The organism is Spirosoma oryzae, from assembly GCF_003002825.1.
Classification (GTDB): Bacteria; Bacteroidota; Bacteroidia; order Cytophagales; family Spirosomataceae; genus Spirosoma; species Spirosoma oryzae.
The window spans coordinates 67910-80372 of record NZ_PVTE01000005.1; the positions used below are offsets into that span (position 1 = coordinate 67910).

The following is a 12463-nucleotide window of genomic DNA, read 5'->3' on the forward strand; positions in this document are numbered from 1 at the left end:
TGATAACGTCGTCAAATACGACTACTATTACGCACCAGAAGATCAGCAGTACAGATTACTCCAGCGGGGCATCTGCGTGACTGATGAAGAACAGCAGGTAATACGACAGGTGTATATAGCTGCGTCGGGAGGAAACACGAGTATTAATGAACATTCATACGTTCTGTTCGAGGAAGGGCTGGCTGTTTGTTGTGGCGACTCTGTCTTTTGTCTGGCAGTTCCAGATCTTACGCTGCTGTGGCAAACGAAAGCGGATACAATAACGTGTTTCGGCGTCTTTGCCCACGAAAATGATCTGATTGTTCATGGTGAACTATCAATTAGTAGGCTTACTAAAGAAGGTGCAATTATCTGGCAGTTTTCTGCGAGCGATATCTTTGTTTCTCTAACGAGTACTATCAACTTTAGAATTGAAGGACGTACTATTTACGTAATCGACTGGGATGGAATAATGTACGAAGTAGATGCTGAAACGGGTCGTCTCTTAAGAGAATACAGAGAACAGCCTTCTGCCGATCAGTTACGCGCCACGGCTAATATCGATACAGAAAAAGACGTAAGAGGAAAACTGGAGTCTTTAAGCAAAGGGCTCCGGTCTTTGTTCTTACGTCTTTTGTCTTTCTTCCGAAACGATTAATCGGCTACGGCGATCGTCACCATGTTAACGACTTCGCGGACGGTACTGCCCAACTGAAGCACGTATACCGGTTTGCGGATTCCCATCAGGACGGGGCCAATCTTCTCGATCCGGCCGATCTCTTTCAGCAGGTTGTACGCGATGTTCGACGCCGACAGGTTTGGGAAAATCAGCACGTTGGCCGGTTGTTCCGCTAACGACGAGAACGGATAGGTTTCGCGGAGCAACTCCTGGTTGAAGGGTAAGTGCGCCTGCATTTCGCCGTCGACAATCCAGTCGGGGTGGCGTTGTTGCAAAATGGCCGTGGCCTGCTGCATTTTCTCGGCGTCTTCGCCCGACGCACTACCAAACGTAGAGTAGGAGAGCAGGGCGATGCGCGGCTGAATTTTCAGTCGTTGCACCTCACGGGCGGTCGTTTCGGCAATCTCGACAATCTCTTCCATCGTCGGATTTACGTTGACGGTCGTGTCGGCGAGGAACAGTGGGCCGAAGCGCGACATCAGCACGTACATACCCGACACTTTCTTGATACCCGGCTGTCGGCCGATTACCTGTAGCGCCGGACGGAGCGTTTGCGGGTAGTTGCGCGTCAGCCCCGAAATCAGGACGTCGGCTTCGCCCGTTTCGAGCATCACGGCACCGAAATAGTTCCGGTCGCGCATCAGGGCCTGCGCTTCGGTCAGGGTCAGTCCTTTGCGTTTCCGTTTCTCGTATAGTACCTGCGCATACCGCTCCCGAACCTCCGCCTGCTCGCTGGAACGCTGGTCGATGATTCGGACATTGCCCAGATTCAGCCGGAAGTCGTTGAGCATCGTCCGGATGGTATCGGGGTTACCCAGCAGGATCGGGACGGCGATGCGTTGTTCCAGCACGTCGGCGACGGCACGCAGAACGGTCGGGTTTTCGCCGTCGGTAAAGACAACCCGTTTCGGCGACCGCTGCGCCTGCGCCAGCAAACCACGGGTAAGCGAATTGTCCTGCCCCAACCGACGCGATAGTTGCAGGTCGTAATCGTTCCAGTCGTTGATCGGCTGCTGCGCAACCCCCGACTCCATAGCCGCTTTGGCAACGGCCGGGGCCACGGTCATTAGCAGACGCGGGTCGGTAGGTTTCGGCAGAATGTAAGTCCGGCTGAACACCAGCCCTTCCTGTCCGTAGCTACGGCTGACGCTTTCCGGAACGGCTTTCTTGGCCAGATCAGCCAGCGCGCGCACGGCTGCCAGCTTCATGGCTTCATTAATTTCTGTTGCCCGTACGTCGAGCGCACCCCGGAAAATGTAGGGGAAGCCCAGTACGTTGTTGACCTGATTGGGGAAATCGGAGCGACCCGTGGCCATGATGATGTCCGGACGGGCGGCTGTTGCGATGTCATAACTGATCTCCGGATTCGGATTCGCCATGGCGAACACGATCGGGTTGTCGGCCATTGTCTTGACCATATCGCCCGTAACGACATTCCCGACCGACAAGCCCAGAAAGACATCGGCACCCTGCAGCGCATCGGCCAATGTCCAGTTGCTGGGGCAGCGATCGGTCGTGTATTTGTATTGGTTGGGGGCCAGGTTCGTCCGGTCTTTGGTGAGCAGCCCGTCTTTGTCGAACACGATGATGTTGTCCGGCGATACGCCCAGACTGACGTAGAGGTTCATGCAGGAAATAGCCGCAGCCCCCGCGCCGTTGACAACCAGTCGGATTTCCTCGATTTTCTTCCCGGCCAGTTCCAGCGCGTTGAGCAGTGCAGCCGCCGACGTGATGGCGGTGCCGTGCTGATCGTCGTGCATGACCGGAATATTCAACTCCTGCTTTAGCCGTTGTTCGATGATGAAGCAGTCGGGCGCGGCAATGTCTTCCAGGTTTACCCCGCCAAAGGTGGGTTCCAGAATCTTGACCGTCCGCACAAACTCATCGACATTGGTCGTGTCGAGTTCGATGTCGAAAGCGTCGATGTCCGCGTAGAGTTTGAACAGCAGGCTTTTCCCTTCCATGACGGGCTTCGACGCGACTGGCCCGATGTTTCCCAGTCCCAGCACGGCGGTACCGTTGCTGATTACCGCCACCAGGTTGCCTTTAGCCGTGTAGTCGTAGGCTTTGGCCGGTGTCTCGGCAATAGCCAGACAGGGTTCGGCTACGCCCGGTGAGTAGGCCAGCGATAGATCGCGCTGATTGGCTGTCTCTTTGGTGGGTGTAATTTCAATCTTCCCCGGTCGACCTTTAGCGTGGTAATACAGCGCGTCTTCCCGGAGCTTATCCGTAGGATTCGTTGTCATTGTCAAATAGTTACATAAAATCGAACGGCCGTGTTGACCCCGTTCGCCGATTAGTGTGCAAACCTAACGGATTCTGTTGGTAAAGTCCCGTTCATTCAGCAACTGTCTGAAGCCATACCTGGGGTTGGGTACTCTTTCAGGGTATCCGGACTGTTAAGTTCTAGACCGTCTACCCCCCAGCCCCCTGAAGGGGGAGTTGTTTTTTCGCGGAACGCTCCCCCTTTAGGGGGCTGGGGGGTAAATGGACCGAAGGAAATTTGGCTAACGTCAGTGTCAATTCAAGAACTTAACAGCCCCGCTCTTTTAGGGTATCCGGGCCTGGTTCGGAGTACGATACTGATTGGAAAGCGCAGGCAGGGGAAAGTAAGTGTGGTACTCGCGACAGGCTGCGGTTTAATAGCAGCTATTAACAAAAATTGGTTTAGCGCAGCTGATAGCGTACACGCTAAACCAATGGGAGCAGCGAAATCGGTGGTAGGCCAAAGAGCGGGCAGGTCAACTATGACACCCGCATTCGCAAAAGGCTGGAAGTGGGGATAGTTCGCTTGTTACTGTATTGAATGACATACTAGCAATGCAGCCAGTAATAGAGCGCGTTCGGATCAGAACGAGCCGGCGTATTTCTCGTAGACTTTGGCTTTGTACTGGGCCAGCAGTCGCTTGAACGTATCCAGTTCTGATGCTGAATAGTCGGCGGATGAATCGGCTGTTTCCTTGGCCGGCTTGTTGGGCTGATGCGATTGAGGGAGATGGTTATCCTTTACTGGTTTCATGGATGTGGCTGTTACGACGTGTTTTACAAATATACAGTTGACCTATGTCCTCGTTAACAAACGCATGTATACAGTTTGTTTTGTTGTACGAACAGGCCAAAAGCACACACGACCGACCGATTCGCGCGTAAACGGCACAGTAACAACAACTAAGCAGTACGGCTGTTTTGGCGGATAGCAGCGAAGAATAGGTAGCCGTGAACAAAATGCGATGCAGCAGTCGTCCCTGACTACGTGGTCGAAGCCAGTACCGGCCCCGGTAACGAAGTTGTGTAGTTACCGATGGTATAGCCCGATGATGCCGGTATGAGATACGGTTACTCTTCGCGGGTGGGCAGGACCGTCTGATTGTCTTCGCGAATATCTTCCAGATCGGGCGTTCGGGAAAAGGCGCGTTCCATCTGCGTTCGGTCGAGGGCGTTTTCATTGTTCGACAGCCAGATCGTGGCGACACCATTGCCAATAAAATTCGTAATGCTCCGCGCTTCCGACATAAACCGGTCAACACCCAGCAGCAGCGCCAGTCCTTCGAGCGGAATGGCCTTAACGGCTGTCAACGTACTGGCCAGTACCACAAAGCCGCTACCCGTAACCCCCGCTGCCCCTTTCGACGTTACCATCAGAATGCCAATGATCGTCAGTGTCTGCGTCAGGTCGAGGTGGACGTTGAACACCTGCGCCAGAAAGATCGTGGCCATCGACAGGTAAATTGTCGTACCGTCGAGGTTGAACGAGTACCCCGCCGGTACGACCAGTCCCACAACCGATTTGGCACAACCCATCCGCTGTAACTTATCGATCAGAGAAGGCAGGGCGGCTTCCGACGACGACGTGCCGAGCACGATCAGCAATTCTTCGCGGATGTACCGCAGAAACTGGAGGATATTGACCCGGCACGAGCGCAGAATCAGGCCCAGTACGCCGAAGATAAAGACGGCCATCGTCGTATAGACCGTCCCCATCAGTTTGGCGAGTGGCAGCAAGGTGCCCAGGCCGTATTTGCCGACCGTGTAAGCCATGCCGCCCAGTGCTCCGATCGGTGCCAGAATCATGACTTTGTGCAAACCCCAGAAAATGTATTTCGATGCCAGGTTGAACCAGTCGACGATCCGGTCGCGACCGCTGTAGCGACTCAGTGCAACCCCGGTAAGAATCGCCAGCACGAGTACCTGTAACGTAACATTGTCGAGAAAAAACTGCCACCAGCTGAATTCCGTCGCGCCTTTGGTGTATTTGGAGATGTCGCCCCCTTTCAGCTGCGCCGTGGCTACACCGTCGCCGGGCCGGATAACGTTGGCTACGATCACGCCGATAATCAGCGCTACGGTGGTAACGACTTCAAAGTAAAGCAGTGCCTTGGCCCCCACTTTTCCCACCTTCTTCAAGTCGCCCATGCTGACAATCCCCAGCGTGATCGTCAGGAAAATAATTGGGCTGATAAACAGCTTGACCAGGCTGATGAATGTTCCGCTGAGCAGTTCACTGAATGTGGTGCCGATGGAGAGTTCCTGCCCCATAAAACGCGTTTTGATCGGCGCGTCGAGAACCGGTAGTAGCGCCAGGTCAGGGCGAAAGTGGCCCAGCAGGATACCCAGTGTGATAGCGGTCAGTACCCAGAAGGTGAGATTGGTGAAGAGCCGTTTCATGCTAGCTGTTCAGGGCGGTTTTCAGGTTGTCGAGTGTAGCGCGGCAGGCGGCTTCGAGCGCCTTGTACAGGTCGGCCTGTTCCTTGGCGACAGCTTCGACAACTTCGGGCTTCGCTGCCTGACCACCTGCTTTCTGCATCTCTTCGACCGTTGCACTGGCTGGTTGAATAGGCGACAGCAGCCCGTTGTTTTCACCTATCAGATCGGTGATGGTAGCCCGGTAACGCCCCGTCTTGGCTTCGATCAGCATTGTGAACCGGACAAATTGTTCGCCGATGGGGTACACCCCCCGCACAAACAGAACGCCGTGTTCCTGATCGGGCTGTATTTCCGGTTCGTTCGTCGGTTTAAAATAACGTTCCGCCCACGCCTGGCTCTGGGTAAATACCTGTTTGGTCGACCGTGTCTTGTCGGTCAGGCGAACCAGTTCCTGAAATTGAACCTGCCCGTTGGCATCGGTGGGCAGTTGAACCTGGGCCAGCGCAGGATACGCAGCCATGAGAAGAAAAACGGCAAGAAGACGAAGCATAACGTCGAATGAAAAACATCAAAAGCTGCGACAATATAGCCATAGGTAATGAACCTGCGGCATACGGGCTTGGAAAGACGTAAATCAGTCGTGGTAGTCTACTGTCAGACAGTCCGCCTGGGGTTCTTGTCGACCAGTTCGAGCAACTGTTGGTAGACCGGGGCATGATCCAGTACGCTGGTCGTGCACTTGGCCCACAAGTCAACGTCATATTGCCGGAGGTATTCGGCTACGCAGGCCTGCACGTCAACGTTCTTTCTGAGTAACTGCTCGGCTAACAGCCGGATCGGGCCGGTTTGTTTGTTGAGATAAGGCAGCATGGGCATGAGCTGATACAGAACGGCCTGCGGTAGAAAATGACAACCCAGTACGGTATCCTGCCGGTAGGTATGTACGCTGGCGTGTCGGTCGACGGTTTCGGGCAACCAGATTTTCAGGTGACTGGCCGTTTCGATCAGAATATAGCCCACTTCGAGAAAGCGTTGCTGGGTAAACTCCTGACTTATTTCGACAAGTGCCCACTCGCCGGGATGGAGCCGCTGCCAAACCGGATCGGGTGGGGGCGTCGGTAAACTCATCGTATGCTGACTGGAGCGACGGGCTTGCTGCCGGCAGGTAACTGAGCAATGGGTAGGGTTTAAGTCAAAAGAGCGAAATCGTTTCTGGCACTGTGAACACGTATACGTACTGTAAGCCATGGAAAAGTAATAGGGCGAGGAGTAAGTGGGAGGAATGTATAAATCGGTAACGTCTGCGGAATAAACATACGGGTGCTTGTCTATATATCACCAGAGTATTGGTTATTTTCTCGATTTTTAGCTGAATTGGTTACTAAACGGGTCGCCTGCTACCCCGATCTACCGGTATACCGTCGGTGCATCTGCAACTCACATTGTCATCTAAAATACGTCGTTCAAATACAAATCTGGTTTTGCTCGTTTTACGGGTGCGTATACCGCGCATCTTTGCGACAACCTAACCGCAATTACTCCATCTATGGCTTCTCCCAAACGTTCGTTTCTTTTCTCCGTTCTGCCCAGTGCTGTTATACTGGGGCTGCTACTGGTCGTCAGTTGTAAAAACGGCGATCCGACCACCACGACAACCAACAACTCGATTCAGGGTAGCTGGCGAATAACGGCGGTCAACATCAGTCCGGCTGTCGTACAAAGCGGTGTTTCCTTTTCAGAAATTACCTCGCCATTGAATTTATTGGAAAACAACTGCATTGGCAGTACCACGCTGACGTTCTCAAACGGGACGGTTACCAACAATTCAACGTCTATCTCGGCCTGTACAAATTCCACTAATTCGAAGCAGTTGGTCAATACATTTTTTGCTTCATCGACGAGTTATACGGAAACCGACAATCAGTTGACGGTTAGAGGCCCTCAGACGATAACAGCTACGAAAACGGTGAATAACGCGACGGCTACGCTCGTTACGTCCCTGTCTGTTAATCCGCTCAATCAGCCAACGCCGACGTCGTACACGATGGTACTGACGAAACAGTAAGCAGTCAGTTCCCGGAAACGCTTCATGTACAAACAAAAATCACCCGGCTTAGTCGGGTGATTTTTGTTGAGGGGAAATTGCCAAAACGCTGACAGTACGATAATCGACAGACCCGTAAAACAAGGAAACCCCACACAGATCGTGCAGGGCTTTTTTTATTTACAGTAGTGGTGGTCGCGACGGGAATCGAACCCATATCAAACGTTTAGGAAACGTCTATTCTATCCGTTGAACTACGCAACCAATTCTTTAAGTACCCTTTACCGACGCCTGACTTCAACCAGATTTCTCGCTTCCTGGCATCTGGCCTAAACTCAGTTGTCAAGAACAGGCCACCAATAACACCGTCATTGGTGGCCTATCAGACAAAAATACCGTAATGCGCTTAACCTGCCAAACCGTCGCCAAATTCAGCCGACTCCGATAACGGAACGTTCACCCAGTTCGGATAAATGTAGTAGTGTTTCTCCCGAACGATGTCGTAGAGCAGTTCCCGCAGTTCGCTGATGTTTTCCCCGGTCTGCGCCGAAATAAACACCACATGGTCGGCTTGCTGGGTCAGATACGTCTTGCGCAGAAAGTCGAGCGCCGTTTTCCGCTTCACCGCTGCCGGTATCTCGGCAATCTGCATGGGCTGATCCGCGTCGAACTCATCGTCTTCAGCCGGCAGGACGGTTTCCAGCCACTCGGCTTTCGGCTCGAACTGATCCATCTTGTTGAAGACCAGAATCGTTGGTTTGTCGGCCGCGCCAATGTCCGCCAACGTCGACTGCACGACGCTGATCTGCTCCTCAAACAGCGGGTGCGACACGTCAACGACGTGCACCAGAATATCGGCTTCGCGTACCTCGTCCAGCGTCGACTTAAAGGCCTCGATCAGCGTGGTCGGCAGCTTGCGGATGAAACCGACGGTGTCGGTCAGCAGAAACGGGATATTGCCCAGCGTAACTTTCCGCACGGTCGAGTCGACGGTGGCAAACAGTTTGTTCTCAGCGAAAACGTCGGTTTTAGCCATTGTGCGCATCAGCGTCGACTTACCGACGTTGGTATACCCAACCAGGGCTACCCGCACCAGCCGGTCGCGTTCTTTCCGGCGCGTCTGGCTTTGCTTGTCAATCTTGCTTAGCTTCTCTTTCAGGAAAGCGATCCGGTCTTTTACAATCCGGCGGTCGGTTTCCAGCTCTTTTTCCCCCGGTCCGCGCATCCCCGTTCCCCCTTTCTGGCGGCTCAAGTGCGTCCACATCCGGGTCAGGCGTGGGTACAGATACTGGTATTGCGCCAGCTCGACCTGCACACGGGCCTGCGCGGTCTGCGCGCGCATGGAGAAGATGTTCAGAATCAGCAGGCTGCGGTCGAGCACTTTGATTTCCTTGAACTCCGCTTCGAGGTTACGTACCTGCGCGGGCGTTAGGTCATCGTCAAAGATGATCGTGTCGACGGGGTTAGCCAGGATAAACTGCTGAATCTCTTCCAGCTTTCCCTTGCCCACAAACGTGCGGGTGTCGGGGCGGTCGAGTTTCTGGGTAAACGATTTTTTGGTTTCTACCCCCGATGTTTCGGCCAGAAAAGCCAGTTCATCCAGGTATTCACGCGTCTGTTCGGCGGTCTGCTTTTGCGTAATCAGCGCGACGAGAACAGCGGTTTCGGGTTGTTTATGTGTTTCGATCAAGGTAGTTCGTGTTTATAGTGTGTCGGTTTTAACAGGGGTGGATTGGACCACCGGGTGCTATGCACCGGGCGTCAGGAAGCAGGAATGATCGTTCCGGACCCGTTGTGGTTTTTTCTTAAATCATTGGTGTAAACCGGCTAAAAATAACGGCCCCTCAGGGGTAAAAGTTTCGATACAAACCGACGATGTTCAGGCCCTTCAGTACTATACCTGAACACCTTTCCAGCGCCCCCGCCGGAAGACGAAAACGGCCAGCACAGCCAGCAGGGTTTCGCTAATCGCAACGGACCAGAACACACCCGTTGGTCCCCAGTTGAACGTATGCGCCAGCGTGTAGGCGAGTGGAATCTCAACCAGCCAGAAGCTGACGATGTTGATGATTGTCGGGGTTCGGGTGTCGCCCGCGCCGTTCAGTGCCTGACTCAGTACCATGCCGTACGCAAAGAATACATAGCCTGCGCAGAAGATGTGCAACGCGTCGACGGCAACCGAAACAACAGCCGGATTCGAATTGAACAGCTGGACGATCGTTGTCGCGCCGAGGAAAAACGCGATCCCAACCAAGGCCAGAAACACCATGTTGCAGGTGGCCGCACGCCAGGCGGAGGTTTCGGCCCGATCGGCCTGTCCCGCGCCCAGGTTCTGGCCCACCAGCGTTGCTGCAGCATTCGCCATACCCCACGACGGCAGAATCGTGAAGACGATAATGCGAATGGCAATGGTATACCCGGCTACGACATCGCTGCCGAAGGTCGACAGAATCCGCGTCAGGAATACCCAACTGGCCGACGATACCAGAAACTGCCCCGTCCCACCGGCTGCCAGACCCAGCAAACTCCGGATCAGAGCCGGGTTCGGTGTTACGTCCGCGCGCCGAATCTGGACCGTACTACCCGGCCTGGTCAGCGCGTACAGCTGATACAACACCCCGACCGTTCGACCAATGGTCGTGGCTACGGCCGAGCCCATAACGCCTAGCTCGGGAATGGGTCCCCAGCCAAAAATCAGCAGCGGACACAGCACGATATTGACGCCGTTAGCCAGCCAAAGCGACCGCATGGCGTCGGAAGCACGGCCCGCACCGCGCAGGCAACCGCTCAGCGTGTACAGCAGCATGATGGCGGGTGCGCTGGCAAAGATCATGCGGGTGAAGCCGGCACCGTTGGCAATCAGGTGCGCGTCGCCCCCCATAAGACTCAGAATCTGCTCGGCGAACAGCACGCCCGTCAGGCTCATCAGCACTGCCAGCGACAGCGAAATCAGGATGACCTGCCCGACGGCAGCGCTGGCCCCGGCTCGATCGGTTTCACCCACACGCCGGGCCACCAGTGCCGTAGCTGCCGTACTCAGGCCGATGGCGACGGAATACACCAATGTCAGTACCGATTCCGTCAGGCCGACGGTGGCAACAGCTTCAGTACCGATCTGCGCGACGAAAAAGATGTCGACGATAGCAAACAGCGACTCCATGACCATTTCCAGAATCATGGGTACCGACAGAAGAAATAAAGCCCGGTTGATGTTGCCGGACGTAAAATTGGTTTCGGAACCGCGCAACGCGGCCACGAATAACCGGATGAATCGGGTCATTTGAACAGACAGATACACTACGGCCGATGGCCACAGCAAGGGTAAACAAACGAATTTGAGGAAAGACCACCGGGCAAACCGGAGACGGGCGGGTGGCTTACTGTAAAGGAAAAGACCAGCGGAGGGTCTTACAGAAAGAAAATCATCGGCGTAGGTGGCCTGCCTGTGCAAGGCGCTAATGCGGTGACAAAGGTAACAAGAATAAAACGGAAAAATCAGATCGTCCTGACAGCCAGCACCTTTTTTGTCGATAGTGCCGGTTTATTGGCAAACTCTACCGGTTGATACTAGTTATCTACGAATCACTCTGGCCCGGCCAGTTTCAACAACGCAATGAATAACATAACGCTGTCGCTTACGGACATCAGCGATTTTCTTCGGAACGAACTCGCTGTTGAGCGGTACCCGGCCGATGAGCAGGGGGGAATCTATCGGCCGGGTAACCGACCCATCGCCCGACTGGGAATTGCCCTGGAGCCATTTGTGGGCCTGGCCGATTGGGTTGAGCAGGAACAACTCGACGCGCTGTGGCTGCACCGCCCCTGGCATCTACAGGCCGACACGTTACCACCGGATGTGGGTGTGCTGTATCATCATCTTCCCTTCGATGAGACCCTGACAATCGGCTACTGCGAACCGCTGGCGTCACAACTCGATGCGACGAGCGATCTCGAACCAATTGGCTACAAACAGGCGGTAACCAAGACCGGTGAACCCTTACCCAAGCGGGCTATCGGTATGCTACTCGACATCAACGGGCAGGAGTTCGACGAATGTCTCGACCACGTCAAAGACCTACTCGGTAACTACGACCGGGCCGAAGCAGGCCGTCAGCATGACGTCGACCGGATCGCCGTGGTCGGGGCTATGACGGATGAGCTGGTGCGGGAAGCGGCTGAACGCGGGGCCAACGTTTACCTGACGGGGCAGTACCGCAAACCAGCGCAGGATGCCGTTAACGAAACGGGTATGGCCGTAATCGCCGTGGGGCACCGGCGCAGCGAAGAATGGGGCCTTGGGGCGCTGGCCGATCTGTTACGCACCCGCTGGCCCGACCTGACGGTGCTTGTACACGCGTAGAAATAGCCGGCGCGTTAAACCATTTTATTGTTCATTTGTCTTTTAGGCGGACCAACGAAAAAAGGTCGCCAGTTGCATAACCATTCAACAAAAGCAATGAAAACGAACGTAAATCCACTGATCCTAGGCTTCTTTGTATTGAGTTTATCGGCTAGCTCGCTGGCAGCCTGCGCACAGGCCACAACGGGCGTTGCGACGACGAGCAAGCCCGTCACCGACACGAATAAAATTGCCGTGATTACGCCCATGCGGCAGATGATGTCGCGCCTGACCAAACTTGAACCCACCGGCGATCCTGATTTTGACTACGCTCTACAGGCGCGCGTGCAGACGCAGGGACAGCTCGATCTGCTGAAGCAGGAAGCACAAAGCGGCAAGGATACCTCGCTTCGTAAAATGGCGCAGACGATGATCCCTACCGTGCAGGCCGATATCGATATGATCAACAATCTGGCTCGTCAGTTGCGTCCGTCGCGTCCCAATCAGGCATTCATGCAGGCACAGAATCAGAATATCAAGGCCATGGCGTTGAAGTTTCAGGCGGGCGGTAATACGGAGAACAAACTGACCAGTAATTTCGATGATAATTTCGTGACGGTGATGCTCGACCAGCGGCAGGATGCTATCGACCTGGCGAACACCTACCTGAAATACGGCAGCAACGATACACTGAAAAAGTACGCTCAGGACCTGACGACGAAGGCCCAGCAGCAGATGAACAGCATCAAACAGACGATTAAGTAGTCGAACAAATAGC

The 12463-nt window shown here is 54.4% G+C and carries 11 protein-coding genes and 1 tRNA gene; 4 read left to right on the plus strand and 8 right to left on the minus strand.

Translation table 11 applies throughout. The annotated features are described in order from the left end of the window. The first annotated feature begins 76 nt into the window (after window positions 1–76). Window positions 77–637: a PQQ-binding-like beta-propeller repeat protein gene (locus tag CLV58_RS06900; protein ID WP_211300824.1), complete on the plus strand. Its 561-nt coding sequence runs from the start codon at window positions 77–79 to the stop codon at window positions 635–637. Here the strand turns inward: CLV58_RS06900 and CLV58_RS06905 are convergent. From CLV58_RS06905 to CLV58_RS06920, 5 genes are all read right to left on the minus strand, one after another. Continuing rightward, on the minus strand, window positions 634–2904 hold the full coding sequence (locus tag CLV58_RS06905; RefSeq protein ID WP_106137064.1) for an NADP-dependent malic enzyme: 2271 nt from the start codon (window positions 2902–2904) through the stop codon (window positions 634–636). The two genes, CLV58_RS06900 and CLV58_RS06905, sit on opposite strands and share 4 nt — an antisense overlap. A 602-nt stretch (window positions 2905–3506) precedes the next feature. Next, on the minus strand, window positions 3507–3677 hold the full coding sequence (locus tag CLV58_RS28290; protein ID WP_170108658.1) for a hypothetical protein: 171 nt from the start codon (window positions 3675–3677) through the stop codon (window positions 3507–3509). Window positions 3678–3994: 317 nt separating this feature from the next. Next, window positions 3995–5323, minus strand: a complete 1329-nt coding sequence (locus CLV58_RS06910; RefSeq protein WP_106137065.1) for a cation:dicarboxylate symporter family transporter — start codon at window positions 5321–5323, stop codon at window positions 3995–3997. A gap of 1 nt (window position 5324) precedes the next feature. Continuing rightward, window positions 5325–5852 (minus strand): DUF4468 domain-containing protein, encoded by a 528-nt coding sequence (locus CLV58_RS06915; RefSeq protein WP_106137066.1) that lies wholly within the window; start codon window positions 5850–5852, stop codon window positions 5325–5327. A gap of 104 nt (window positions 5853–5956) precedes the next feature. Continuing rightward, on the minus strand, window positions 5957–6430 hold the full coding sequence (locus CLV58_RS06920) for a hypothetical protein (RefSeq protein ID WP_106137067.1): 474 nt from the start codon (window positions 6428–6430) through the stop codon (window positions 5957–5959). A gap of 418 nt (window positions 6431–6848) precedes the next feature. Between CLV58_RS06920 and CLV58_RS06925 the strand changes: the two genes are divergently transcribed. Next, the gene (locus CLV58_RS06925; protein ID WP_106137068.1) at window positions 6849–7367 is read left to right on the plus strand and encodes a hypothetical protein; all 519 of its coding nucleotides are present in this window, start codon (window positions 6849–6851) and stop codon (window positions 7365–7367) included. A gap of 168 nt (window positions 7368–7535) precedes the next feature. On the opposite strand, the gene CLV58_RS06930 is transcribed toward CLV58_RS06925, so the two are convergent. From CLV58_RS06930 to CLV58_RS06940, 3 genes are all read right to left on the minus strand, one after another. After that, window positions 7536–7610, minus strand: a tRNA-Arg gene (locus CLV58_RS06930). Between the two features lie 142 nt (window positions 7611–7752). Further along, window positions 7753–9036: a GTPase HflX gene (gene hflX, locus CLV58_RS06935; protein WP_106137069.1), complete on the minus strand. Its 1284-nt coding sequence runs from the start codon at window positions 9034–9036 to the stop codon at window positions 7753–7755. Between the two features lie 204 nt (window positions 9037–9240). Beyond that, window positions 9241–10626 carry an MATE family efflux transporter gene (locus CLV58_RS06940; RefSeq protein WP_106137070.1) on the minus strand — a complete coding sequence of 462 codons (1386 nt, stop codon included), beginning with the start codon at window positions 10624–10626 and terminating at the stop codon, window positions 9241–9243. Between the two features lie 333 nt (window positions 10627–10959). Between CLV58_RS06940 and CLV58_RS06945 the strand changes: the two genes are divergently transcribed. Further along, window positions 10960–11706, plus strand: a complete 747-nt coding sequence (locus CLV58_RS06945) for a Nif3-like dinuclear metal center hexameric protein (protein WP_106137071.1) — start codon at window positions 10960–10962, stop codon at window positions 11704–11706. Between the two features lie 96 nt (window positions 11707–11802). Continuing rightward, window positions 11803–12450 (plus strand): DUF4142 domain-containing protein, encoded by a 648-nt coding sequence (locus CLV58_RS06950; protein WP_106137072.1) that lies wholly within the window; start codon window positions 11803–11805, stop codon window positions 12448–12450. The last annotated feature ends 13 nt before the right edge of the window (window positions 12451–12463 follow it).

Bases quoted from the DNA above. Each gene is read 5' to 3' on its own strand.
- CLV58_RS06905 (WP_106137064.1), bottom strand. From the start codon at position 2,904: ATGACAACGAATCCTACGGATAAGCTCCGGGAAGACGCGCTGTATTAC.
- CLV58_RS06945 (WP_106137071.1), top strand. From the start codon at position 10,960: ATGAATAACATAACGCTGTCGCTTACGGACATCAGCGATTTTCTTCGG.
- CLV58_RS28290 (WP_170108658.1), bottom strand. From the start codon at position 3,677: ATGAAACCAGTAAAGGATAACCATCTCCCTCAATCGCATCAGCCCAAC.
- CLV58_RS06940 (WP_106137070.1), bottom strand. From the start codon at position 10,626: ATGACCCGATTCATCCGGTTATTCGTGGCCGCGTTGCGCGGTTCCGAA.
- CLV58_RS06950 (WP_106137072.1), top strand. From the start codon at position 11,803: ATGAAAACGAACGTAAATCCACTGATCCTAGGCTTCTTTGTATTGAGT.
- CLV58_RS06915 (WP_106137066.1), bottom strand. From the start codon at position 5,852: ATGCTTCGTCTTCTTGCCGTTTTTCTTCTCATGGCTGCGTATCCTGCG.
- CLV58_RS06925 (WP_106137068.1), top strand. From the start codon at position 6,849: ATGGCTTCTCCCAAACGTTCGTTTCTTTTCTCCGTTCTGCCCAGTGCT.
- CLV58_RS06910 (WP_106137065.1), bottom strand. From the start codon at position 5,323: ATGAAACGGCTCTTCACCAATCTCACCTTCTGGGTACTGACCGCTATC.
- CLV58_RS06920 (WP_106137067.1), bottom strand. From the start codon at position 6,430: ATGAGTTTACCGACGCCCCCACCCGATCCGGTTTGGCAGCGGCTCCAT.